18 protein-coding genes are annotated in these 24,290 nt (G+C 56.3%); 9 read left to right on the top strand and 9 right to left on the bottom strand.

The genetic code is table 11. The features are described from left to right. Positions 1-206 precede the first annotated feature (206 nt). Positions 207-503: a peptidylprolyl isomerase gene (locus tag NG99_RS10175; protein WP_034891820.1), complete on the bottom strand. Its 297-nt coding sequence runs from the start codon at positions 501-503 to the stop codon at positions 207-209. A 237-nt stretch (positions 504-740) separates the two neighbouring features. On the opposite strand from NG99_RS10175, the gene ssuE reads away from it, so the two are divergent. From ssuE to ssuB, 5 genes are read left to right on the top strand one after another with little or no spacing between them, the layout of a single operon-like run. Beyond that, positions 741-1,292, top strand: a complete 552-nt coding sequence (ssuE, locus tag NG99_RS10170; RefSeq protein ID WP_034891817.1) for an NADPH-dependent FMN reductase — start codon at positions 741-743, stop codon at positions 1,290-1,292. Between the two features lie 10 nt (positions 1,293-1,302). Further along, on the top strand, positions 1,303-2,262 hold the full coding sequence (locus NG99_RS10165; protein WP_034891815.1) for a sulfonate ABC transporter substrate-binding protein: 960 nt from the start codon (positions 1,303-1,305) through the stop codon (positions 2,260-2,262). An 11-nt stretch (positions 2,263-2,273) separates the two neighbouring features. Beyond that, complete coding sequence (ssuD, locus tag NG99_RS10160) at positions 2,274-3,419, top strand: FMNH2-dependent alkanesulfonate monooxygenase (RefSeq protein ID WP_034891813.1); 1,146 nt, start codon at positions 2,274-2,276, stop codon at positions 3,417-3,419. A gap of 8 nt (positions 3,420-3,427) precedes the next feature. Beyond that, the gene (gene ssuC / locus NG99_RS10155) at positions 3,428-4,219 is read left to right on the top strand and encodes an aliphatic sulfonate ABC transporter permease SsuC (RefSeq protein ID WP_034891810.1); all 792 of its coding nucleotides are present in this window, start codon (positions 3,428-3,430) and stop codon (positions 4,217-4,219) included. Then, complete coding sequence (gene ssuB / locus NG99_RS10150; protein WP_034891806.1) at positions 4,216-5,004, top strand: aliphatic sulfonates ABC transporter ATP-binding protein; 789 nt, start codon at positions 4,216-4,218, stop codon at positions 5,002-5,004. Before ssuC ends, ssuB begins: the two co-directional genes overlap by 4 nt. 49 nt (positions 5,005-5,053) lie before the next feature. Here ssuB and pepN read toward each other — a convergent pair whose 3' ends face one another. Beyond that, positions 5,054-7,669 (bottom strand): aminopeptidase N, encoded by a 2,616-nt coding sequence (gene pepN / locus NG99_RS10145; protein WP_034891802.1) that lies wholly within the window; start codon positions 7,667-7,669, stop codon positions 5,054-5,056. Positions 7,670-7,932: 263 nt separating this feature from the next. Between pepN and pncB the strand changes: the two genes are divergently transcribed. The 4 genes from pncB (at position 7,933) to NG99_RS10125 (ending at position 13,505) form a co-directional block, all read left to right on the top strand. Next, positions 7,933-9,138, top strand: a complete 1,206-nt coding sequence (gene pncB, locus NG99_RS10140) for a nicotinate phosphoribosyltransferase (protein ID WP_034891963.1) — start codon at positions 7,933-7,935, stop codon at positions 9,136-9,138. A gap of 176 nt (positions 9,139-9,314) precedes the next feature. Next, the gene (asnS, locus tag NG99_RS10135; RefSeq protein ID WP_034891799.1) at positions 9,315-10,715 is read left to right on the top strand and encodes an asparagine--tRNA ligase; all 1,401 of its coding nucleotides are present in this window, start codon (positions 9,315-9,317) and stop codon (positions 10,713-10,715) included. 301 nt (positions 10,716-11,016) lie between these two features. Beyond that, positions 11,017-12,102 (top strand): porin OmpF, encoded by a 1,086-nt coding sequence (gene ompF / locus NG99_RS10130; RefSeq protein WP_034891796.1) that lies wholly within the window; start codon positions 11,017-11,019, stop codon positions 12,100-12,102. A 212-nt stretch (positions 12,103-12,314) separates the two neighbouring features. Next, positions 12,315-13,505, top strand: coding sequence for an amino acid aminotransferase (locus tag NG99_RS10125; RefSeq protein WP_034891794.1), 1,191 nt, complete (start codon positions 12,315-12,317; stop codon positions 13,503-13,505). A gap of 75 nt (positions 13,506-13,580) precedes the next feature. Here the strand turns inward: NG99_RS10125 and NG99_RS10120 are convergent, their stop codons facing one another. The 7 genes from NG99_RS10120 to cmoM form a co-directional block, all read right to left on the bottom strand. Next, positions 13,581-14,210, bottom strand: a complete 630-nt coding sequence (locus NG99_RS10120) for an MBL fold metallo-hydrolase (RefSeq protein ID WP_034891791.1) — start codon at positions 14,208-14,210, stop codon at positions 13,581-13,583. A gap of 44 nt (positions 14,211-14,254) precedes the next feature. Continuing rightward, positions 14,255-14,803, bottom strand: coding sequence for a YcbK family protein (locus NG99_RS10115; protein ID WP_034891788.1), 549 nt, complete (start codon positions 14,801-14,803; stop codon positions 14,255-14,257). Positions 14,804-14,991: 188 nt separating this feature from the next. Next, positions 14,992-16,809 carry a L,D-transpeptidase gene (gene ldtD / locus NG99_RS10110; protein ID WP_034891786.1) on the bottom strand — a complete coding sequence of 606 codons (1,818 nt, stop codon included), beginning with the start codon at positions 16,807-16,809 and terminating at the stop codon, positions 14,992-14,994. A gap of 162 nt (positions 16,810-16,971) precedes the next feature. After that, positions 16,972-21,435, bottom strand: a complete 4,464-nt coding sequence (mukB, locus tag NG99_RS10105; RefSeq protein ID WP_034891783.1) for a chromosome partition protein MukB — start codon at positions 21,433-21,435, stop codon at positions 16,972-16,974. Continuing rightward, on the bottom strand, positions 21,436-22,158 hold the full coding sequence (gene mukE / locus NG99_RS10100) for a chromosome partition protein MukE (RefSeq protein ID WP_034891780.1): 723 nt from the start codon (positions 22,156-22,158) through the stop codon (positions 21,436-21,438). Continuing rightward, entirely contained in the window at positions 22,139-23,461 is a 1,323-nt protein-coding gene (gene mukF / locus NG99_RS10095; protein WP_034891777.1) for a chromosome partition protein MukF, read from the bottom strand. Before mukF ends, mukE begins: the two co-directional genes overlap by 20 nt. Continuing rightward, a complete protein-coding gene (cmoM, locus tag NG99_RS10090) occupies positions 23,454-24,242 on the bottom strand; it encodes a tRNA uridine 5-oxyacetic acid(34) methyltransferase CmoM (protein ID WP_034891774.1) in 789 nt (262 codons plus the stop codon). The genes mukF and cmoM overlap by 8 nt, the downstream gene beginning before the upstream one ends. Positions 24,243-24,290 lie beyond the last annotated feature (48 nt).

The following is a 24,290-nucleotide window of genomic DNA, read 5'->3' as shown; positions in this document are numbered from 1 at the left end:
CTCCTCCTCTTACAGGATCTGTTTCCGGCGGAAGGGCTGTCTGGGCAGCAGCAGAAGGCGTAGTGACGCTGCAGGCGCGGGTGAAAATGGTAAAGTCCTTTACGGGGAAAGTAAAACGATAGCGGTAAATAAAGGAAGGTTTTATCAGCGATAAAAACAGGCGGGAAATTCACCCCGCCTGCACAGGCATATCTACACTGTCGGCATTACTGCCCGCAGGTGAAATCGGAATAGGTAGGCTCGGCCAGCAGGCCTGGGATCATAAATGTTTTGCATTTAAACTTGCGGCCTTTCGCCGTGGTGGCATCAAAGGTCACATCGCTACCGCCCAGGGCGTTTGGCGTTCCCTTCTGAATATTACTCAGCGTCACCTCATCGGTAGAGGCCAGACCCAACAGATTGGTCGTACCCTGCTGCAACTTCATGGTATTCGGAGTAGATGAACAACCTGCTACGGAGAGCAGCATTACAGCAGCGCTAACAGCCAAAAGTACTTTTTTCACTTGTTATTCCTTATGTCATAGTTGGTCTGTATGTAAAAAATTAGTAATACATAATTAAAAACATTGCTGCAATAGAAACCTGCTGCCTATTAATTAGCCAACAAACGATTTCCTTATCCGCTTAACGACTTACCTATGCCAGATAAATCATTTAAGCCTCTCCGGGCGCTCTGTCAGGATAGAGCCATCGAATTAAGAAAACGTCAGTTCAATAACTTTTAGTTATAAGGAGAGGTTATGCGCGTTATTACTCTGGCCGGAAGTCCTCGCTATCCTTCGCGTTCGACTGCCCTGCTTACCGTCTGTCAGCGCCTGCTTGAACAGCGTGGCGTTGAGGTCATTCCGTGGAATCTGCATAACTTCGCGCCCGAAGATCTCCTGTACGCCCGCTTCGACTCTCCAGCCCTGCTGGCGCTGAAAGAGGACCTGGAACAGGCCGACGGCGCGATCGTGGCCACCCCGGTTTATAAAGCCTCGTTTTCAGGCGCGCTGAAAACGCTGCTGGATTTGCTGCCTGAACGCGCGCTGGAGCATAAAGTGGTGCTGCCGCTGGCTACCGGCGGGACCCTCGCCCATATGCTGGCGGTGGATTACGCGCTTAAACCGGTGCTCAGCGCCCTGAAAGCTCAGGAGATCCTGCATGGCGTGTTCGCCGATGACAGCCAGATAACGCATTACGATCGTCAGCCGGAGCTTTCGCCAATCCTTGAGGAGCGAATTAACGAGTCGATGGAAACGTTTTGGCAGGCGCTGGCGCGTCGCCATCAGCCGCTGGCGCTTGCTGTTTAAGGACGACCTGATGAGGTTTTTTGCACGATTTCTTTCCGCCGTTACGCTAACCAGCCTGCTGGCAGGCACGGCAATGGCAGCGCCGGTCGACGCGCCCAAAACGTTCCGCATCGGCTACCAGAAAGGCTCGGTCAGCATGGTATTGGCCAAATCGCACCACCTGCTGGAACAGCGTTTCCCTGCCACGCAAATCAAATGGGTGGAGTTCCCCGCCGGGCCGCAGATGCTCGAAGCGCTGAATGTTAATAGCATTGACCTCGGCAGCACCGGAGATATTCCGCCGATCTTTGCGCAGGCCGCCGGCGCCGATCTGCTCTATGTCGGGGCTGAACCGCCGAAGCCCAAGGCCGAGGTGATTCTCGTTGCCAAAGACAGTCCGTTCAAAACCGTGGCCGATCTGAAAGGCCATAAAGTCGCGTTTCAGAAAGGTTCCAGCTCGCACAACCTGCTGCTGAGAGCTTTAGCAAAGGCTGGGCTTTCGTTCAGCGATATTCAACCGGCCTACCTGACGCCGGCAGACGCCCGCGCCGCCTTTCAGCAGGGCGATGTTGATGCCTGGGCGATTTGGGACCCCTACTATTCCGCCGCCTTGCTAAAGGGGAATGTGCGGGTACTGACCGACGGCAGCCAGCTCAACCAAACCGGTTCGTTCTATCTGGCTACCCGACCCTTTACCGAAGCCAACGGGGCCTTTATCACTCAGGTTCTCGCCACCTTCAGCCAGGCCGATGCGCTGACGATCAGCAATCGTAGCCAAAGTATCGATTTGCTTGCCCAGGCAATGGGGTTACCGAAGCCGGTTATCGCCAGTTATCTGGACCATCGCCCGCCAACCACTATCGGGCCGGTCAGTGAAAAAACGGCCAGGGCACAGCAGCAAACCGCCGATCTGTTTTACAGCAGCCATTTAATGCCGGTGAAAGTCGAGATTGCCGATCGCATCTGGCACGCCACCAGCGCTAATCAATAAGGAATTACGCCATGAGCCTTTCCGTTTTCTGGTTTTTACCCACCCACGGCGATGGACACTATTTAGGTACGGCTGAGGGCGCGCGTCCGGTCGATCATGGTTATTTGCAGCAGGTTGCTCAGGCTGCGGATCGCCTCGGCTTTGGCGGCGTGCTGATCCCCACCGGACGCTCCTGCGAAGATGCCTGGCTGGTCGCCGCCTCGCTAATTCCGGTCACCCAGCGGCTGCGCTTTCTGGTGGCGTTAAGGCCGGGCGTGATATCGCCTACCCAGGCCGCTCGCCAGGCTGCCACGCTCGATCGGCTGTCAAACGGCAGAGCCCTGTTCAATCTGGTCACCGGCGGCGATGCCGAAGAGCTGGCGGGCGACGGCGTGTTCCTCGACCATAAAGAACGCTATGCCGAATCCGCCGAGTTCACGCGCGTCTGGCGCCGCGTGCTGGAGGGGGAAACCGTAGATTTTGAAGGCAAACATGTCCACGTTCGTGGCGCCCGCCTGATGTTCAAACCGGTGCAGCAGCCGCGCCCGCCGCTTTGGTTTGGCGGCTCGTCTGAACCGGCGCAGAATCTGGCCGCTGAGCAGGTTGATGTCTATCTGACCTGGGGTGAACCACCAGCCCAAGTGAAAGAGAAGATTGCTCAGGTACGGGAGAAAGCGGCCGCTCTGGGGCGCAAAGTGAAATTCGGCATTCGCCTGCATGTGATTGTGCGTGAAACCAACGAAGAAGCCTGGCAGGCCGCCGATCGCCTGATCTCACACCTCGACGATGCCACTATCGCAAAAGCCCAGGCGGCTCTGGCGAGAACCGACTCCGTAGGTCAGCAGCGCATGGCGGCCCTGCACGGCGGTCGCCGCGACAAGCTGGAGATCAGCCCTAATCTTTGGGCTGGTGTGGGTCTGGTTCGTGGAGGAGCAGGCACGGCGCTGGTCGGCGATGGTGAAACGGTGGCGGCCAGAATGCAGGAGTATGCCGATTTGGGCATCGAAACCTTTATTCTCTCCGGCTATCCGCACCTTGAGGAAGCTTATCGCGTCGGTGAGCTGCTGTTCCCACATCTGGATCTGGCGGTACCGGAAATTCCGCAGCCGCGAGTGGTTACAGCCCACGGCGAAGCGGTGGCTAACGATTTTACTCCACAAAAAGTTTCGCAGAGCTAGAGGTGACGATGAACAAACAGCTTACCCGTATTGGCAACCAGCTGGTCCCCTGGGCGCTGCCGGTTTTGCTGATCGCCGTCTGGCAGATCGCCTCGCAGATCGGCTGGCTCTCTACCCGAATTCTGCCCTCGCCGGAGTCTATCGCCGTCGCATTCTGGCGACTCTCGGTCAGCGGCGAGCTGTTGCAGAATCTGGCGATCAGCAGCTGGCGGGCCGCGATTGGCTTCGGTATTGGCGGTTCGATTGGCCTGCTGCTGGGGCTGATCACCGGCATGTCGCGAGTGGGAGAAAGGCTGCTGGATACCTCGGTACAAATGTTGCGTAACGTACCGCATCTGGCGCTGATCCCGCTGGTGATCCTGTGGTTTGGCATTGATGAGTCCGCAAAAATTTTCCTGGTCGCGCTGGGCACCATGTTCCCCATTTATCTGAACACTTACCACGGTATCCGCAACATTGACCGTGGTCTGGTAGAAATGGCCCGCAGCTACGGACTTTCCGGCTGGCGTTTATTTATTCAGGTGGTGCTGCCTGGCGCCCTGCCCTCGATCATGGTTGGCGTGCGCTTTGCCCTGGGGCTGATGTGGCTGACGCTGATCGTCGCCGAAACCATCTCCGCCAATTCAGGGATTGGCTATCTGGCGATGAATGCCCGTGAGTTCCTGCAAACCGATGTGGTGATGGTCGCCATCATTCTCTATGCCCTGCTCGGTAAGCTTGCTGACGTCAGCGCACAATTGCTTGAACGCGTATGGCTGCGCTGGCACCCGGCCTATCAATTGAAAGAGGAAAACGCATGAGCGAATTAACGCCTTCTCCGGCTCGCCTCAATGCCGGTACGCCGCTGGTGATCAACGGCGTAAGCAAGCAGTACAAGGGCCGGACAGTATTAAATAATATCAATTTGCATATTCCTTCTGGCCAGTTTGTGGCGGTCGTGGGACGCAGCGGCTGTGGAAAAAGCACACTGTTACGTCTGCTGGCCGGGCTGGAAAAAACCTCCTCCGGCAGTCTGCTGGCCGGCAACGGGCCGCTCAGCGAGGCCAGGGACGATACGCGCATGATGTTTCAGGATGCGCGGCTGCTGCCGTGGAAAAGCATCATTGATAATGTTGGCCTCGGTCTGAAGGGGAAAACATGGAAAGCGGCCGCGCTGGAGGCGCTTGAAGCGGTAGGTCTGGCAGATCGCGCCAAAGAGTGGCCTGCCGCGCTCTCCGGTGGGCAAAAGCAGCGCGTGGCGCTTGCACGCGCGCTGATCCATCGTCCGGGCCTGCTGCTGCTGGACGAGCCGCTGGGCGCGCTGGATGCGCTGACCCGCATTGAGATGCAGGATTTGATTGAGTCCCTGTGGCAAAAATACCATTTCACCGTACTGCTGGTGACGCATGACGTCAGCGAAGCCGTGGCGATGGCCGATCGGGTGTTGCTGATTGAACAGGGAAATATTGGGCTGGACCTGCCGGTAGACTTACCCCGTCCCAGACGCAAAGGCTCGGTGAGGCTGGCAGAACTTGAAGCGGAAGTGCTGGATCGGGTGATGAAGCGCTCGCCGGTAGAAACGGAAAAGCGCTTCGCGCAGCGTTAAAAAAAGGGGCGAATATTCATTCGCCCCTTCCCATTTTATTTCAGCCTGCTCAGGCACCCAGCGCTTTGCTGATTTTCTCGTAAAGATCGCCGGAAAGTTTATCCAACCCTTTCAACTGCTCCAGCGCCTTGCGCATCAAAGCCTGACGCCCCGCATCATAACGCTTGAGGCGGATCAGCGGCTCGATCATCCGCGCGGCAACCTGCGGATTGCGCGTGTTCAGATCGGTGAGGATCTCCACCAGGAACTGATACCCGCTTCCGTCCGTCGCATGAAACGCAGCAGGATTAGCGGAAGCGAAAGCCCCGATCAGCGAGCGAATGCGGTTCGGATTGCTCAGGGTAAAGGAGCGATGGCTCAGCAGCGCACGGACGCGGCTCAGCACGTCCGCCGCCGGGCTGGTGGCCTGAAGCGCGAACCATTTATCCATGACCAGGCCATCCTGATGCCAGCGCTCATCAAACGCCGCCAGCAGCGTTTCACGGCAGGGTAGCTGCGCCGCCACCGCAGCGGCCATGGCCGCCAGCGAGTCGGTCATGTTGTTCGCCTGGTTAAACTGCGCCTGCACCAGCCTGTCCGCCAGCTCCGCATCGCCAAAGGCCAGATAGCCCAGGCAGACATTTTTCAGTGCCCGTTTGCCGATGTCAGCATGGTCGACGCGGTATTCGGCAGTGTGGCTGGCGTTGTACACCGCCAGCCACTCGTCAGCCAGTTCAGTTGCCAGCAGGCGAACCAGCGACTCACGCACCCCGGCGATCGCCTGAGGATCGATAGTTTCAAACAGCTCGGCAATTTCATTTTCACCCGGCAGGGAAAGGATCAGCGCCATCAGCGCAGGATCGCTGTTCTCTTCCAGCAGCACCGCGCGGAACGCATCGGCAACGTGCAGTGGAACCGACAGCGGCTGATCCTGCTGATGCCGCGCGACGTTCAGCTTGATATAAGTCGCCATCAGGCTCTGGGCGGCATCCCAGCGGGCAAAATCATTGCGCGCGTGGCGCATCAGGAAGGTCAGCTGAGCGTCGCTCCATTTGTAGTCCAGCTTCACCGGCGCTGAAAACTCCCGCAGCAGTGAGGGCACCGGCTGGAAATAGACGTTGTCGAAGACGAAACTCTGGAACTCTTCGGTGACGTTCAGCACATGGTGAACCGGGTGCCCGTTATGCTGAAACGGGATAACCTTCCCTTCGCCGTCATACAGTTCGATATCCAGCGGAATATGCAGCGGCTTCTTCTCTTTCTGGTCGGCGGTGGCTGGCGTTCTCTGCGTCACATGCAGCGTGTACTGTTCCAGCTCAGGATTGTAATCATCGCGAATGGTCAGAACCGGCGTGCCGGACTGGCTGTACCAGCGACGGAACTGGGAGAGATCGACGTTGGAGGCATCCTCCATCGCCTGGACAAAATCGTCGCAGGTTGCCGCGCTGCCGTCATGACGCTCAAAATAGAGCTGCATCCCTTTCTGGAAGTTCTCTTCGCCCAGCAGCGTATGCATCATGCGGATCACTTCTGAACCCTTCTCATACACCGTCAGGGTGTAGAAGTTGTTCATCTCGATCACCTGCTCCGGACGGATAGGATGCGCCATCGGGCTGGCATCTTCAGCAAACTGTGCGCCGCGCATAACCCGCACGTTATCAATGCGGTTCACGGCGCGGGAGCCGAGGTCAGAGCTGAACTCCTGATCGCGGAACACCGTCAGTCCCTCTTTCAGGCTCAGCTGGAACCAGTCGCGGCAGGTGACGCGGTTGCCGGTCCAGTTGTGGAAATATTCATGGCCGATGACCGCCTCGATGCCGAGGTAATCCTTGTCGGTAGCCGTTTCTGCCTTCGCCAGCACGTATTTAGAGTTAAAGACGTTCAGGCCTTTATTCTCCATCGCGCCCATATTGAAGAAATCCACCGCGACGATCATAAAGATGTCGAGGTCATACTCCAGGCCGAAGCGCTCTTCATCCCACTTCATGCTGTTTTTCAGCGAGGTCATCGCCCAGTCGGCGCGGTCAAGATTGCCGCGATCGACAAAGATCTCCAGCGCAACGTCACGCCCTGAGCGGGTTTTAAAGCTGTCGCGCAGCACGTCGAATTCACCCGCGACCAGCGCAAAGAGATAGCAAGGTTTCGGGAACGGATCTTCCCACTTCATCCAGTGACGGCCATCCTCCAGCTGCCCGCTGTCAATGCGGTTGCCGTTGGAGAGTAAATAGGGATAGCGCGTCTGCTCAGCAATAATCGTGGTGGTGAACCGCGCCAGCACATCAGGCCGGTCAAGATACCAGGTGATATGGCGGAAGCCTTCGGCCTCACACTGGGTACAGAGCGCCTCGCCGGACTGGTAAAGGCCTTCCAGCGCGGTATTTTTATCCGGATGGATTTCGTTGACGATCTTCAGCGTGAAGGTTTCCGGCAGCTGTCCGATAATCAGCGCCCCTTCGACCTCGCGATAATGCGGCCAGGGCCGATCGTCGATTTCCATCGAAAGTAGCGTTAAATCCTCGCCGTCCAGACGCAGCTCAGCGTCTTCGGCGCCCAGGCGTTTAACGCGGCTGATGGCGGTCACTTGCGTAGTGCTGGCATCCAGAATAAAAGTCAGATCGATATCGGTGATGGTATAATCAGGCGTACGATAATCATGGCGATTTTTGGCTTGCGGCAGTTGCGTCATAAGTCCTTCTCACGTCGATAATTAGTTAACCTTTTCAAGTCTATTCTTGTTAGGCCGATGTTGCCACGTAGAATCACGCCGTCGCCGGGGATTCGCCCGAAAAGACACAATTCATTAACAAGCGCACGGATTGCCCTCGATCTTATCCGCTGAATTGTGCTGTGATCGGGTTCAATAAATGAGTAATCAAGTTATACTCCTGCGTCTTTTCCAATTTTTGAACCAGGGATAACGCTCTTCGCCAGAGGATGCTGAAACGCACCATGACACGACATGCTACCCCGATCCTGACCACGTTGTTGGACACGGATGCCTACAAGCTTCATATGCAGCAAGCGGTTTTCCATCGTTACCAGAACGTTTCCGTGGTGGCCGAGTTCCGCTGCCGGGGCGACGATTTACTGGGTATTTATGCCGATGAGATTATCCAGCAGATCGCGACCATGGAGACGCTGGCGTTGACCGATGAAGAAGCCGGTTATCTGGCTGGTCTGCCCTTTTTCAAGGCGGACTATCTGGCCTGGCTGCGCCAGTTCCGCTATGACCCGTCTCAGGTTCAGGTCCGCAACCATCAGGGCAAGCTGGATATTCGTATCAGCGGCCCGTGGCTGGAGGTCATTATGTGGGAGGTGCCGCTGCTGGCCTTAATCAGCGAAGTGGTGCATCGCCACCGCTCGCCGCTGGTCAAGCCTGAGATGGCGGTAGCGCGTCTGCAAAGCAAGCTGACCGACTTTAAGGCGCTGACCGACGATCTTGATATGTCGCGCTTTAAGCTGATGGACTTCGGCACCCGCCGCCGCTTCTCGCGCGATGTGCAGTTAGCCATTGTCAGCACACTGCAGCAGGAATTCCCGTGGCTGATTGGCTCAAGCAACTACGATATCGCCCGTCGCCTGCATATTGCGCCCGTGGGGACGCAGGCGCACGAATGGTTCCAGGCTCATCAGCAGATTAGCCCGGTGCTGGCTAACAGCCAGCGCGCAGCGCTACATGCCTGGCTGGAAGAGTACCCGGACAGTTTGGGGATTGCGCTGACCGACTGCATTACTATGGATGCCTTCCTGCGCGATTTCGGTCAGCACTTTGCCACCCATTACCAGGGGCTGCGCCATGACTCCGGCGACCCGGTAGAATGGGGCGAAAAAGCCATCGCGCATTATCAGCAGTTGGGCATCGATCCGCGCAGCAAGACGCTGGTGTTCTCCGATAACCTGGACCTCGACAAAGCCGTCGCGCTTTATCGCCAGTTTGGTCAGCGCGCCGACGTCATCTTCGGCATTGGCACGCGCCTGACCTGCGATATCCCCCAGGTTAAGCCACTGAACATCGTGATCAAGCTGGTGGAGTGTAACGGCAAGCCCGTTGCCAAGCTCTCCGACAGCCCGGGCAAAACGATTTGCCAGGACAAAGCCTTCGTCCGCGCCCTGCGTAAAGCCTTCGATCTGCCGCTGGTTAAAAAAGCCAGCTAGTGACGCAACGCCAGGAGAAGGGGGCTCCCCTCTTCTCCTTTACCCGCCTGCCGCCCCGCGAATAAATCTCCCGCACAACCACGAATTCTGCTTGTGTCTCGCCTTCGGGTAAGTAACATAGCACTACCCCAACTCCGGGGTATTTTTTTAATCCTGATTAATAGTGAGAGACTTTTATGAGCGTTGTGCCTGTAGCGGATGTACTGCAAGGCCGGGTCGCGGTTGACAATGAGGTCACCCTACGCGGCTGGGTACGTACACGAAGAGATTCAAAAGCTGGTATTTCCTTCATCGCCGTGTATGACGGCTCCTGCTTTAATCCCGTCCAGGCTGTCGTCAATAATTCGTTGAATAATTATCAGGATGAAGTGCTGCGACTGACCACCGGTTGCTCGGTGATCATTACCGGTAAAGTGGTGGAATCGCCTGGCGAAGGCCAGAACTATGAAATTCAGGCCACGGCGGTTGAAGTGGTGGGCTGGGTGGACGATCCCGATACTTATCCAATGGCCGCCAAGCGTCACAGCATTGAATACCTGCGTGAAGTGGCGCACCTGCGTCCGCGCACCAACCTGATTGGCGCCGTGGCGCGCGTTCGCCATACGCTGGCGCAGGCGCTGCATCGCTTCTTCGATGAGCAGGGCTTCTTCTGGGTTTCCACGCCGCTGATCACCGCTTCGGACACCGAAGGGGCTGGCGAAATGTTCCGCGTTTCCACGCTGGACCTGGAAAACCTGCCGCGCACGCCGGAAGGCAAGGTCAATTATGACCAGGATTTTTTTGGTAAAGAGGCGTTCCTGACCGTGTCCGGCCAGTTGAACGGCGAAACTTACGCCAGCGCGATCTCCAGGATTTACACCTTTGGCCCAACCTTCCGGGCGGAAAACTCTAACACCAGCCGTCACCTTGCAGAGTTCTGGATGCTGGAGCCTGAAGTGGCCTTCGCCGATCTGGAAGACAACGCGGCACTGGCCGAAGCGATGCTCAAGTACGTGTTTAAAGCCGTGCTGGAAGAGCGTCGTGATGACATGGAATTCTTTGCCGAGCGCGTAGACAAAGATGCCATCACCCGCCTGGAACGTTTTGTAACCACAGATTTTGCTCAGGTAGATTATACAGAAGCAGTGGAGATCCTGATCGCCTGCGGTGAAAAGTTCGAAAACGCGGTGTCCTGGGGCATCGATCTTTCTTCAGAACACGAGCGCTATCTGGCCGAAAAACACTTTAAAGCACCGGTAGTGGTGAAAAACTATCCGAAAGATATTAAAGCGTTTTACATGCGTCTTAATGACGATGGCAAAACAGTAGCGGCAATGGACGTTTTGGCGCCAGGCATTGGTGAAATCATCGGCGGTTCACAGCGTGAAGAGCGTCTGGAAGTGCTGGATGCCCGCCTGGCGGAAATGGGGCTGAATAAGGAAGATTACTGGTGGTATCGTGACTTACGTCGTTATGGCACCGTACCCCACTCTGGTTTTGGATTAGGTTTCGAACGGTTAATCGCCTATGTCACCGGCGTGCAAAATGTAAGAGATGTTATCGCATTCCCAAGAACGCCGCGAAACGCCACCTTCTGAATTTGTGCATTAAACATAAGAAATTCATATATATATTCAAGGTCAGCTCTGCTGGCCTTTTTTTATTTTTGTAAATTTAGATATGGTTCACAAAGTTCCGCATTTTTTACATTTTGTAATACATATTTTCCTCTTGTAACCAGAACAGGAGATTAGTAGCATTTTCGGGCTAGATTATCCCTTCAGTGAATGGAAAGATGCGTGCAGACACAGGAAGACACCAAACTCTCTTCAGGGTTCTGTAAAGAATTGTTGATGGCAGTGGCAGGTGTCCAAATAACTCCAATGAGGGTAATAAAAAATGATGAAGCGCAACATTCTTGCACTGGTTATCCCAGCACTGTTAGCCGCTGGCGCAGCCAATGCAGCAGAAATCTATAACAAAGACGGCAACAAGCTGGATTTGTACGGTAAAGTTGATGGCCTGCACTACTTCTCTGACGATAGCGGCAACGACGGCGACCAGTCTTATGTGCGTTTTGGTTTCAAAGGTGAAACCCAGATCAACGATACCATCACTGGTTATGGTCAGTGGGAATACAACATTCAGGCGAACAATTCTGAAGGCGGAGATGACGCGCAGAGTGGCAACAAAACCCGTCTGGGCTTTGCTGGTCTGAAATTCGGCGATGCCGGTTCTTTCGACTACGGTCGTAACTACGGCGTTGTTTACGATGCAATCGGCTGGACCGATATGCTGCCAGAGTTCGGTGGTTATTCCGGTTACTCTGATAACTTCATGGTTGGCCGTTCAAGTGGTCTGGCAACCTACCGTAACACCAACTTCTTCGGCCTGGTTGACGGCTGGGACTTTGCTGTACAGTACCAGGGCAAAAACGAGCGTACCGACGATCCACGTCGTGCTAACGGCGACGGCTGGGGTGTTTCAACCTCTTATACCTCACCAATCGGCGTTGCCATCGTAGGTGCTTATGCTTCTGGCGACCGCACCAACGAACAGAACCAGCTGACCTACGGTAGAGGCGACAAAACTGAGCAGTGGTCTACCGCTCTGAAATATGACGCGAACAACGTATACCTGGCCGCTTCTTATGGTGAAAACCGTAATTCTACCTGGATCACCAACGCGAACAACAATGACGCAACTGGCTTTGCTAACAAAGCGCAGAACTTTGATATCGTAGCTCAGTACCAGTTCGACTTCGGTCTGCGTCCATCCATTGCTTACGAACAGTCTAAAGGCAAGGATATCGAAGGGGTTGGCGATGCTGACCTGTACAAATATGTTGACGTCGGTGCGACTTACTACTTCAACAAAAACATGTCTACCTATGTGGACTACCAGATCAACCTGCTGGATGACGACAACCCACTGGGTCTGAACACCGACGACATCGTAGCCGTTGGCCTGGTTTACCAGTTCTAATTGCCTGTCGGGGTGATGTAGTTCACCGCCGCAGAGTACTAAAACGGGGCTTCGGCCCCGTTTTTGTTTGCCTCAGCCTGCTATCTTCCTCTGCTTTGATCTTTCCCCGGTATTTCCCCGCGATTTTTAACGCAAACGGTTGGCAATTTGTGCGCCGTGGCGGTAACCTGAGTCCTCATTTCGCCTTAGATTAAGCCTAACGGACTTCGACTATGTTTGAACGCATTGCAGCCGCACCCGCCGACCCTATTCTTGGTTTAGCCGATCTTTTCCGTGCCGACGACCGCCCAAATAAGATCAACCTGGGTATTGGCGTCTATAAAGACGAAACGGGCAAAACGCCGGTGCTGACTAGCGTGAAAAAAGCTGAGCAGTATCTGCTGGAGAATGAGACCACCAAAAACTACCTGAGCATTGATGGCCTGGCCGACTTTGGCAAGTGTACTCAGGAGCTGCTGTTCGGCAACGACAGCGCCATTGTCAGCGCCAGGCGCGCCCGCACGGCGCAGACCCCAGGTGGAACCGGCGCGCTGCGTGTAGCCGCAGATTTTATTGCCACTCAGACCGGCGCAAAGCGGATCTGGGTGAGTAACCCAAGCTGGCCTAACCATAAAAACGTCTTCGAATCCGCTGGGCTGGAAGTTTGTGAATATCAGTATTACAACGCGACGTCTCACGCCCTCGATTTCGATGGCATGGTTAGCGCTCTGAGTGCCGCCAAGGCGGGTGATATCGTGCTGTTCCACGGCTGCTGCCATAATCCAACCGGTATCGATCCTACGGCTGAACAGTGGACTCAGCTGGCTGAAATGTCGCTGGCTAACGGCTGGCTGCCGCTGTTCGACTTCGCCTATCAGGGCTTTGCCCGCGGTCTGGAAGAAGATGCCGAAGGCCTGCGCATTTTCGCCGCCAGCCATCAGGAGCTGATCGTCGCCAGTTCTTACTCCAAGAACTTTGGTCTGTACAATGAGCGCGTTGGCGCGTTCACCCTGGTCGCCAGCGAGTCCGCCATTGCGGACACCGCCTTCAGCCAGGTGAAAGCCACTATCCGTGCCAACTACTCTAACCCACCGGCGCATGGCGCGGCGGTCGTGGCGACCATCCTTGGCAATGCTGCGCTGCGTGCCATCTGGGAACAGGAGCTGACCGAGATGCGTCAGCGCATCCAGCGTATGCGTCAGCTGTTTGTGAATACCCTGGCTGAAAAAGGTGCGCAGGACGACTTCAGCTTTATCATCAGTCAGAACGGTATGTTCTCCTTCAGCGGGCTGACGAAGGATCAGGTGATTCGCCTGCGTGAAGAGTTCGGGGTCTATGCGGTGAACTCCGGGCGGGTGAACGTAGCGGGAATGACGCCGGATAATATGGCTCCGCTGTGCGAGGCGATTGTCGCAGTGCTGTAACCTGAGCGTCTGAACAAAAAAAGCCTGCTAATCAGCAGGCTTTTTTTTCGCTATTAGCCGCACGGCTTAATAAATTTATTGCAGGAAAGGATTGGCGATCCTTTCACGGCCCAGCGTGGAGATCGGGCCATGTCCTGGCAGGAAGGTAACATCATCGCCCAGCGGCAGAAGCTTGTTCTTGATCGAGGCTATCAGGTCTGCGTGACTGCCCTGCGGGAAGTCAGAGCGCCCAACGCCGCCGCTAAAGATGACGTCGCCAGACACCAGCAGGCGCGACGCGCGATCGAAAAAGACGATGTGGCCGGGTGTATGGCCAGGACAAAGGAGAATCTCAAGGGTGAGGTTACCGAGCTGCACGGTTTCCCCCTCTTCCAGCCAGCGGTCTGGCGTCAGCGGGGCACAGTGCGGAAGACCAAACATCTGGCTTTGGGTCGGCAGGCCTTCCAGCCAGAAGGCATCGGCCTTATGCGGCCCCACAATCGGGACGCCATAAAAAGCGGCCATCTCCGCCGCCGCGCCCACATGATCAAGGTGACCGTGCGTCAGCAAAATCTGCGTTATCGTAACGCCCTGTTCGGCAATGCGGGCCTGAAGGGTTTCGGCATCTCCGCCTGGGTCAACCACAGCCGCCTGTTGCGTAGTGGGGCACCAGATCAGCGAACAGTTCTGCGCGAACGCCGTCACCGGAATAATTTGATAGTCCATAACGCTCCGTTACCAGCGAGCCATGGCTCCACCGGAATTTCATCTTACCAGTGCCGCGTTGGCCCGGTATCAATATGCACAAAGTTACTACTCGGATAGTATCCTACACCACCCGCCCGCATGGAAAGCGCGGCTTTGCGAACGTTGCTTAATGAAATGCCTTCAATGTGGAAATCCATCGCCTGCCCCAGCGTGTGATAGCTGTGTTTCGCTACGCCTTTGCTGTGGGTACGCAGTGAATTGTTGGTCGCCAGTGAACGGTAACCGGAGATCAGCTGCACCGGCTTACGCGTATCCAGCATCGCCTGCAGGCGATAGAGCTGATCAAACAGATGAGGGTCAATGCTTTTGACTTTGTTAGCACGGTAATCACGGAAAAAATGGTTCAGCCGCGTCAACTCATCCTTGTCGTAACTTTTACCGTTAAAAAACTCCGTTTTGAGCGTTTCACCGGTATTGAGGTTATTCAGTGTCAATATACGAGGGCGGGAAGTGGAGAGTGAGGCGAAAGCCTGTCGCGGCAACAGCGCAAAACCTAATGCGGCCCCGCCAAGGGTCAACCACTTACGGCGATGAGAGTCGAAGTCATTCATTGATCAGTATTACCTGGCTGGATTGTTCTGAAATGGTGCAAAACGTCACCGTCGGGAACCATAACCGGGTAAAACTATTGAGTCAACCCGCGAAATGTGATGGGCGTTGGGATTTATTCATCTTATCTCAACGCCCGTTCGCGGCGTCCACGCTCTGCATAGCAGGGGAATACCAGCATAATCAACCATTAGAGCATTAATTGACCAGCCGCAGCCATGCTCTGTACGCCCGAGCGCGCGGTCATATCATAATTGTAAATATCTGTACGATACTGCGCCTTACCGTCGTCAGCCACCCAGGCAGTCAGATAGTAGAGGTTGACCGGGATGCGATGACGAATCGGCACGTAGCGAGTATCGCCCTCTTTCAGCGTGCTGGAAATTCGGGTGTCGTTCCACCCCGCATCCTGTAACAACAGGTTGGCCAGGTCCGAGGCTTTATTTACCCGCACGCAGCCAGAACTCAGCGCCCGAATATCCCGCTGGAACAGATTATGGTTCGGCGTGTCGTGCAGATAAATCGCATCGGAGCTGGGCATATTGAACTTGTAACGCCCCAGCGAGTTGGTGGCGCCTGGTGCCTGACGAATGCGATACGGGAACGAAGTGGCAGAGACCATGCTCCAGTCAATCATCGACGGATCGATCACCTCGGCATCGCTACTCCAGCCGGAAAGCAGCGTGTAGTTATGCTTATAGAGGTAGGCCGGGTCCTGCTTCACCTTCGGCACAATATCCTGACGGACCAGCGTCGTCGGCACGTTCCACGGCGGGTTCAATACCACGTTGTTTAACGCGCTGCGCATCAGCGGCGTTTTACGATCTGGACGCCCAACAATAACGCGGGAAGCCAGTATCTGGCTGCCATTCAGGTAGTAGATCAGCGAATAGTTGGGGATGTTGACCATAATCCCGTTATGCATATCGTCAGGCAGCAGGCGTAAACGCTGTATGTTCAGGGCTAACAGCGAAGCACGGAGCTGAGGCGAAACGTTCAGCCATTCACGGGTCCTTGCGCCAATAGCGCCATCGGGTTCCAGCCCCTGCCAGCGCTGGAAGCGTTTCACTGCCTCAACCAGTTCTGCCGAATAAATATGCGTGGGGTTGGCCGGGGCCGCTTCGCCCTGAACCTGGCCAGCTGGCGCAGGGGTATTAGCCTGGGTGTTCGGGCTGTCTGGCACTGGCGTGGCCGAAGGGCTGACCGCCACTTCCTCATCGACAAAGCCCGCCGGAACGCTGGAGGTTGGCACGGCATCGTCGTCAGGCTTTGGCGCATCAGAGCCAGCCGTCATCATGCCGGTACGCTGTAAAATCTCTCTGAGAGCCGGGACGTCATCACTCAGCTGTCCCGGCTTCAGCGTCTGCTTCCCGGCCAGCTGCGGCCAGGGATGATTATCGGCTAACAGCGTTTTCAACGCCTGGTGCATAAGGACATACTGCGGATGCTGTGGGGCCAGAGAGGCGACAAAAACGCCCGTTCCGCCACGCTGAACCGCGCTTTGCCACTGGTTGATCGCCGACATTGTCGGTACGGCCAGTTTGTAAGGTACGTTGCTGTACAGCCAGGTTTCCCCTTTAGCCGGCACGGTAGAGACAAATTGCAGGTAGCCCATCATCGCGTCTGACAGCACCACGTCGCGCGCCATGCCGGTGACCGAAGGGTCGGTCAGCAGCTTGACCCAGAGATTGAACTGCGGCTGCACGCCGGAGATAGCCACCTCGGCCAACTGCTGCTGGAACTGCTGAACGGCCTGACGATCCTGCCACATCGGTTGCATAGCGTTGCCGGAATACAGCGGAGCCAGTGCGGTCAGGTAGTAAGGCTTATAGCCGACGGGAAGTACGGACAACAGCTGGCTCTGAGCCTGTGAGACGCTATATTCAGGCTTAACAGGAGCAGAAACTGGCGGGATCCCCGCTATGGCTGGCTGCATCTGTGCTGCCGCCAGCGCCAGACATACGCCCAGCAGCGTCAACCTTCCAGAACATGATTTTGCCAGCATCATCCCTTGCCTCCAGGTTAAGTGCCAAACAGATGGCTGCATCTGTTTTTAGTCATTGTTATCAGTATAGAAAAAGAAAACGGCATTTGCTGCAAATACAGCCGATGCCGTCGGCTAGAGTAATCCGCCGACCGATTATTTACTATATCTGCCGGCAGAATTTTTTCAGGAAGAGGCCTGCTGGCTCTCTTCCGGCGTAGCGGAGTTGGCTGCCGTCGGCTCGGCGGCAAAACCACGTAGCCCGACCACATGTACGTGCTCAATATTATTAATCACTTTACGCACCAGCTTATAGGTGGTGCCTTTCTCCGGACTGATGTTTTCTGGCGCCGCGATGATCAGCTGCATTTCAAGGCGATCGCACAATTCAAACAGCGTGGCGATAGACTTGGCATCCAGGCGCGCGGCCTCATCCAGGAACAGCAGACGGCAGGGAGAGATATCTTTGCCACGCAGGCGGCGGGACTCTTCCTCCCAGCTTTGTACCACCATCACCAGAATCGACATCCCGGTACCGATAGCCTCACCCGTTGACAGGGCACCGCTTTCCGCACGCAGCCAGCCGTCTGAACCTCGATTAACCTCAACTTCCATTTCCAGATAGTTACGGTAATCCAGCAGCTCTTCCCCAATCGTTTGTGGCGTGCGCTGGCCCATATCAATTTGTGGGTTGAGACGCTGATACAGCTTAGCCAGCGCCTCAGAGAAGGTGAGACGGTTACTGTTGAACAGGTCCTGGTGCTGCTCGTGCTGCTCGGACAGCACGTCCAGCAGCATCGAATGCGTTTCGCGCACGTTAACGTTGAGGCGAACGCTCTTCACCTGACCAAAGCTTACCGCCTGCAAGCCCTGGTTCAGCTGGCGAATGCGGTTTTGCTCGCGCTGAATAGTCTTACGGATAATATTAGACACGCTGCGTGAGCTGATAGCCAGCATCTGCTCGCGCGCGGTTAGCTCTTCCGTCAGGCGCCCCAGTTCGATCTCCATCTGCTCGATCGCCTCGACCGGATCGTCCGTACGGATGATGTCCTGACGGATACGCTCGCGCAGATGCTGATAGACCGCAATAAAGAACTGAATTTTACGTTCAGGACGTTTCGGGTCCTCGGAGAGGCGAAGCACATCACGCAGATGCTCGTTATCGGCTACCGCCAGACGCAGCGCACCCAGCGCCTTATCCGACATTGAACGCAGCTCTTCGCCGCCCAGATAGGCCAGCTCGCGGCGATGCAGGCGGCGCTCGACGCCGTTGTCTTTCACCAGGCGCAGCACCGCCACCCAGCCCGCTTTAGCATGGACAACCTGCTCGCGCCCCTGGTGGTAGTCACGCTCGACGCGCTTCAGTTTTTTCTGCAACGCGTCCATTTCCGCTTCGCAGAAGGTGATTTGCTTCTCAAGCTGATTGCGGCGGGCGCGGTTGTTGCTGAGCGCGGCATAGAGTTCATCGCGACGCAGACGCGCGCGCTCTTCGGCGCTGGCGTCGGCCTGCACGCCAATATCCTGCATCTCCTGCTGCAACTCTTTCAGCATATCGCGCTTGGCATCATAGGAACTTTTCAGCGATGCCAGCACCTGCGAATACTGGGTGAACTGCGCCTGATGGCTGCGCATCTGCTCGCGAGCGCTGGCGCGCTCAGACTCGGCCTGTTCCAGGCGTTTGCGCAGCTTCTCATTCAGATCGCTGTTACCGTCCAGCATCCCGGCAGAATCAACGTAGCCAAAGTGCGCGCGGCGCTGCACCACTTCGGTCACCGCAAAGGCCTGCTGGCGGGCATCGCGCTGAACCTGCTGCGCCTGCTGGTAATCCAGCTTGAGCTGCTCATGCTGTTCCGGATCGCTTTGCAGTACGGAAAGCAGCGGCTCCAGCTTCGCCAGCTGATTACCGTGCTGCTGGATAAAGCGCGCGGCTTCCTGCGCTTCGTCCAGCCGCTCCAACAGCTCGTCATAGCGATCCTGCAAGGTTTCATCCAGCAGCAGGCTGACGCGAGGCATCAGGCGGTTCAGCTGTGCCACGCCCTCTTTCGCCTGGTCAAACTGCTGACGCTGCTGCTGGTTTTCGCTTTCATGTGCAGTCAGGCCGCGCTCAAGCTCGCCACGACGCAGGTTGAGCACCCGCATTTCGGCTTCAGGATCGGCCTCAAAGGCCACCGCTAAGTGGCTGCCGATAAAGCGGCTGAAGGACTGATGCAGACGCTGCGTTTTCTGCACGTCGAACGACAGCGTGGCAAAACGTTCGGCCAGGGTTTCGCGCTCCGCACGCAGCAGATCAAGCTGGTTCTCGCGTGCGGCGCGGCCAAACAGCGGCACTTTCGGGAAGCGGGAGTAGCGCCACTGGCGATCGCCAGACTTGACCACCACCGCCTTTTGCAGCTCTTCAACGTTAAAAACGCTGTCATCAAATGACTGAGGATCGCCCTCAATCAGATAGAGATCTTCCGGGCAATCATCCAGACCATCCAGCAGCTCCTGCACCAGAGAGAGATCGGGAACCACGATACCGTGGCGCGCCGGTCCGTACAGCGCCGAGAAATAAGGCGCATCTTCGATGGTGACATCGTCGTAAATTTCTGACAGCAGCACGCCGCCAAAGCGTTCGGCCAGATGATTCAGCCGCGCATCTTCCGCCCCGCCGGGCTGGCTAAGACGATCGATCTGCTTTTCTACTTCGCGCTTGCGGGTGGACACTTCGTCACGTTCAACCGTGGTTTCACGCTCGTGCTCCAGCAGCTGCTGCATGTACTCGGTCACCTGCTGGCTGCTTTCCAGCGCCTGGCCGGTTTGCTCACCGAGCTGAATCAGGATCTCCTGCGCGGCGTGCCAGTGAGGCGCCTGTTTGAGCAGGCGGGCAATGCGTTCGCGAACCTGCTCCAGTTCCTGACGCATTTCCATGCGGCGTTCGCCCGCCGCCGAAACGCTCTCGGAAAGCTGCTCAATACGGGCTTCCAGTTCGTACTGATACGCCTCCAGATCCTGCGGTTCGAACTGCTGACCGTGACGCTTGCAGAATTCGTTCAGCAGGCGCTCCGCCTCCTGCTGCTCGCGCAGGCGTTGCTCCATTTCCGAGACGCGGGAGCGTAAAGACTGGAGCTGGTCAGCATGATAGCGCTGATTGCTGGCATCGCGCAGCAGCTCCCGGCCAGTCTGATAAGCGTCGGAACGGCTGACCGGGCCGGCGATGCGTCCCACCAGCTCAAAGGCCTGCTCAAACTGACTGTGCGCTGCCTGCGCCACGCTCATCTTTTGTTCCAGCTGCAGCAGTTTGTCTGTCGCTTCCTGCTCCTTCGCACGGAAGGTATCCTGCCACTCTTCGGCATTGTCGACCGTCAGGTCGGCAACCCGGCAAATCTCCTGCGCGCGCTGCAAGGCTTGCAGGGCCTGCTGGTACTGGATGGCACGCGTTTGCTGCACGTCCAGCGCCTGCTGGTAGTCCGCCAGCTGGCTTTTCAGCTCGTCGACCTCCAGCTCGGCGGCCTCGCTTCGGGCTTCATTCTCTTCCTGCACTTCGCGAGCTTCGGCCACCACCTCGTTCTGCTCTTCCAGACGGTAGGTCAGCTCGTCGATATCGCCTTCATAGCGCTCGATTTTTTCCTGCTGGCGCATCGCCGTCTGCACCAGATTCAGATGATCGCTGGCGCTCTGGTAATCGGTTTCCAGATCGCTCTCGGCGCCGTTGTGTTCGGCCAGCTCGCGCGCCATTTCTACATGGCGATACTGTTCAGCCGCCAGCTGCTTGCGGCTGCCAAACAGCTCGTTACGGTTCAGCAACGCGCCGTCCAGGTGAATGCGGCGTTCGTTGGCGTGACGCATATAGTCCGCCGCAACATAGCTGGTGGCTTCAGAAATCAGGTGCTTGAACAGGTCGCGATCGGACTGCGTGACGCGGATGGCTTCCAGCGTCATGCGGTTTTCGCGCAGCGCGGCTTCCATATCCTGGAAAGCCTTACGCACGCCGCTGTTTTCCGGCAGCAGGTAGTCACGCAGCGAGCGGGTAATGGCGCTGGAGATACCGCCGTACAGCGAGGCTTCAATCAGACGGTAATATTTGCTGCGGTCGGCAGCGGAGCGCAGACGACGAGCCACGATCCCCAGGTCGAACATTAGCGAGTGATAGTCGGTGATCGAGTTGAACTGCCTGAACTGCACGCTTTCCATCGCCTCGAACTTCTCTTTCAGTTCGCTAAGCGGCAGCACGCGGGCCTGACGGGCATTGACCGTTTCGGTCAGAATCTCCGTCGGGTTGATCGACATCGGCAGGCCGTGAATGCTGAAAGGCTTGATATCCACTTTTCGATCGCGGCCAGCCACCTGTTGCAGGCGTACGCCGACGATCACCCGCTGATGCACCGAGTTCACCACGTCCAGCGCCGCATAGCAGACGCCGGGGCGCAGCTTGCCGTGCAGTCCCTTATCGCGCGAGCCAGAGGTCGCTCCGGCTTCGGTGGTGTTGCGGAAGTGCAGCAGCGTCAGGTCGGGGATCAGCGCGGTAATAAAGGCCGCCATGGTGGTGGATTTACCCGCGCCGTTCCCGCCTGAAAGGGTGGTGACCAGCTCATCAAGGTCAAAGGTACGGGCGAAAAAGCCGTTCCAGTTAACCAGCGTCAGCGAGCGAAATTTTCCGCGTTCAATCATTTACTCATTCTCCGCGTTATCCGACGACGGGTTCTGCGCCTCATCGTCCTCATCGCTTTCATCATTAAGCGCCAGGCCGCCTTCGATCGGCATCGCCTCGCCATCTCTGATCATTCTTAACTGTGCTTCGCGGGCATCGTCACCGCTGCGCACGTCGGCGCCAAAACGGAACACCGATTCAATAATGCGAAATTTGCTGCTGTCGTTGCCCATAAACCACACCATGCCGAGGCGGCGCAGCCTGTTCAGCGAGGCACGCATTTTTTCCTGTAGCTTTTGCCGATCGAGATCGGAGCCGGTAGAACGCTGGTTGACCAGCTTCATCAGCTTGTTCTCATCCGCCAGAGACAGCAGCTCATCGTACAGCTCCTGCTGGGTAAAAATACCCTCATTGGCAAGCCGCTCAGGGCTGAGGTAGAGATAGCAGAGGATTTTTCCCACCATCATATCCAGCTCGGAAAGCACCGAGCGTGGGATCAGCGTGGTGGAGCGAGGACGCAGATAGAAAAAGCCTTCCGGCGCGCGGATTAACTCCACATTGTAACGCGCGTAAAACTCTTCCAGATACTCCTGATAATCCATCAGGTAAGCATGCTGATCCAACTCTTCAATACCAATGTGGCGACCGGCGCGCAGCTGGCTGTCCAGCGCTGGAAAAACCGGGTTGGCGAGCGCCTGGGCCAGTTTAACCGGCATCACTTGTTCAATATTTATCGATGACATGCGCCTGCACCTTGGCTCCGTAATCATTAATGACCTGCCATTCTGCTGGCAGGCCGGAGAAATCTGCTTCGGCCACGCCTAAGCGGACGGCCTGATCGACGACAATTCGCGCCACGTCAAAATGGCGCGCGCGCGGATACTGTTCCAGATAGTCACGCATCACCGCGCCCAGATTCAGCGGCTTTTGCTGCGCTTTGTAGATAGCCAGCGCCTCTTCAATCATCGCCGCCAGCTGTTCGCGAATTTCATTGAACTCTTCGTATTCCAGTTCAGAAGGCAGCTCGCCCATCACCTCTTCATTGCGCAGCGTCAGCTCTTCATCGCGCATATCATACAGGCGATCAGCATTGGCGTAGGTTAAGGCCCAGGGATGGTCAAAATAAGTTTGTACCGACTGGCGAAGACGCTGAGCGAAGACGCGGTTTTTATCCATATCAATTGCGGTGCGGATAAATTTGTGCACATGGCGATCGTAGCCGATCCACAGGTCGATAGCCTGCTGGCCCCAGCTGATAATGCGATCCAGCTTGTTTTGCAGATCGTAAACCAGCTTATCGATAAAGCCCAGATCCGGGCTGCTTAGCGTGGCGTCCTGGATGCGCAGCAGGTTAGCCTGAAGCTTGTCGCCTGCGGCTTCCAGCGTATCCTGTAACTCGCGCAGCGTGCCGGACGTTTCATTAAGCAGCATCTCGCAGCTGGAAATGGCGGCGCGCCAGTCTTTGTTCAGCAGCTGGGCGATATCGTCCTTCACCGCCTGCTGCTGCTCATCCATGATGCGCTGGGTAATATCGATGCTGTCGAAGATTTCCGCCACCGAGTACTTCAGCGGCGCGAACACGTTACGGTGCCAGTGGAAATCGTCGCCATCTTCGTCGGCCGCATCGGCGGCGCGCTTAAGCTCGCTGGCAACAATGGAAAGCTGCATCGACAGCCTGAGCGTGGAGAATTCGCGCTGGCGAATGTAGTAATCCGTAATGCCGATCGCCAGCGGCGTCAGGCGATAGATCGCGTTGCCTTCAGCCTGTTCGCTGACGAAGCGATTGAGCAGGCGCTGACGCACCATATCGTTAATGGCATTATTGGCCCTGACCCCAACGGTTTCGCTGGTTTGTTCGAATCCTTCGCTGACGTGACGAAAGGCGTCGGTCAGTTCGCCTTCGCTCATTTCGCCATCCATGCGCTCGCCGTTAAGGGTGGCAATCGCCAGTAAAAACGTCAGGCGTTCGGTAGGCAAGGTGACGGAAAAGTCATTTTTTCGCGCCCAGGCGACCAGCTCCGGTACGGTCTGGGAAAATTCACTCATGGTTCGTCCTGTTTAAGGGTTTCCGCGCGGTAACGTGGATATAACGGCCCAAACTTAAAAATGGCTCCTGGCGGCAAAAGCGTTTCTCCAGCGCCAGAACTTCCTCAAATCGTTCACTCTGCTTGTGTTTGTCGCGCATATAGTCATGAAAAACGCGGACGCCGGCTTTATTCTCAACGATGAAGCCAGCTTCCCGTAGCCAGCGATACACCTGTTCAGGCTCGCGTGGGTAATCTGGCGATAGCGTTTTTCTTTTTCGTTTCTGCAAGTCGGCCTGCATATAGCCGAAATTGCCCAGCACCAGCGTCTGCATCATCAGACCATTGAGGTTATAAAACATCAGCGACAGCACGCCGCCTGGGGCCAGAGCATCATACAGCGCCTTTAATACGGCTTCAGGTTCGGCGACCCATTCAAGTACAGCATGAAACAATACCAGATTGGCTGGCTTATCCAAATGTTGAGCGACTGACTGTGCGCTAATTTGTTTAAATTGCATGTTCCCGCTCACACCTTTTTCCTCAGCATGAACGCGTGCGCGCTGCAACATCTCCCCGGACACGTCGCAGAGTAATACCTGATGCCCTCTCTCCGCCAGCCCACAGCCGGTTTGTCCCTCTCCCCCTCCGGCATCCAGCACCTGGAGCGGCCCTTGCGGCAGAGTGGCGAGGATCTCGTCCAGCTCCTGCCAGACTATCGCCTGGCGGATACGCCCTTTGGTGGTACCGTAGATATTCTTCGAAAATTTTTCGGCAATATCATCAAAGTTGCGATCCTGCATAGCTGTTCCCGGCTGGTGAGTGGATGAAACCTGAGGCTATTTTGACAT

Origin of the sequence: Erwinia typographi (assembly GCF_000773975.1) — a bacterium.
Taxonomy (GTDB): domain Bacteria; phylum Pseudomonadota; class Gammaproteobacteria; order Enterobacterales; family Enterobacteriaceae; genus Erwinia; species Erwinia typographi.
This window is presented reverse-complemented; position numbering and strand designations above follow the sequence as displayed.

What these genes read in the sequence shown, in the direction of transcription:
- mukE (WP_034891780.1), bottom strand. Translation starts at nt 22,158, where the DNA reads ATGTCATCGATAAATATTGAACAAGTGATGCCGGTTAAACTGGCCCAG.
- pepN (WP_034891802.1), bottom strand. Translation starts at nt 7,669, where the DNA reads ATGACGCAACTGCCGCAAGCCAAAAATCGCCATGATTATCGTACGCCT.
- mukF (WP_034891777.1), bottom strand. Translation starts at nt 23,461, where the DNA reads ATGAGTGAATTTTCCCAGACCGTACCGGAGCTGGTCGCCTGGGCGCGA.
- ssuC (WP_034891810.1), top strand. Translation starts at nt 3,428, where the DNA reads ATGAACAAACAGCTTACCCGTATTGGCAACCAGCTGGTCCCCTGGGCG.
- NG99_RS10115 (WP_034891788.1), bottom strand. Translation starts at nt 14,803, where the DNA reads ATGAATGACTTCGACTCTCATCGCCGTAAGTGGTTGACCCTTGGCGGG.
- NG99_RS10120 (WP_034891791.1), bottom strand. Translation starts at nt 14,210, where the DNA reads ATGGACTATCAAATTATTCCGGTGACGGCGTTCGCGCAGAACTGTTCG.
- mukB (WP_034891783.1), bottom strand. Translation starts at nt 21,435, where the DNA reads ATGATTGAACGCGGAAAATTTCGCTCGCTGACGCTGGTTAACTGGAAC.
- NG99_RS10165 (WP_034891815.1), top strand. Translation starts at nt 1,303, where the DNA reads ATGAGGTTTTTTGCACGATTTCTTTCCGCCGTTACGCTAACCAGCCTG.
- asnS (WP_034891799.1), top strand. Translation starts at nt 9,315, where the DNA reads ATGAGCGTTGTGCCTGTAGCGGATGTACTGCAAGGCCGGGTCGCGGTT.
- ssuE (WP_034891817.1), top strand. Translation starts at nt 741, where the DNA reads ATGCGCGTTATTACTCTGGCCGGAAGTCCTCGCTATCCTTCGCGTTCG.
- ssuD (WP_034891813.1), top strand. Translation starts at nt 2,274, where the DNA reads ATGAGCCTTTCCGTTTTCTGGTTTTTACCCACCCACGGCGATGGACAC.
- NG99_RS10125 (WP_034891794.1), top strand. Translation starts at nt 12,315, where the DNA reads ATGTTTGAACGCATTGCAGCCGCACCCGCCGACCCTATTCTTGGTTTA.
- ompF (WP_034891796.1), top strand. Translation starts at nt 11,017, where the DNA reads ATGATGAAGCGCAACATTCTTGCACTGGTTATCCCAGCACTGTTAGCC.
- cmoM (WP_034891774.1), bottom strand. Translation starts at nt 24,242, where the DNA reads ATGCAGGATCGCAACTTTGATGATATTGCCGAAAAATTTTCGAAGAAT.
- ldtD (WP_034891786.1), bottom strand. Translation starts at nt 16,809, where the DNA reads ATGATGCTGGCAAAATCATGTTCTGGAAGGTTGACGCTGCTGGGCGTA.
- ssuB (WP_034891806.1), top strand. Translation starts at nt 4,216, where the DNA reads ATGAGCGAATTAACGCCTTCTCCGGCTCGCCTCAATGCCGGTACGCCG.
- pncB (WP_034891963.1), top strand. Translation starts at nt 7,933, where the DNA reads ATGACACGACATGCTACCCCGATCCTGACCACGTTGTTGGACACGGAT.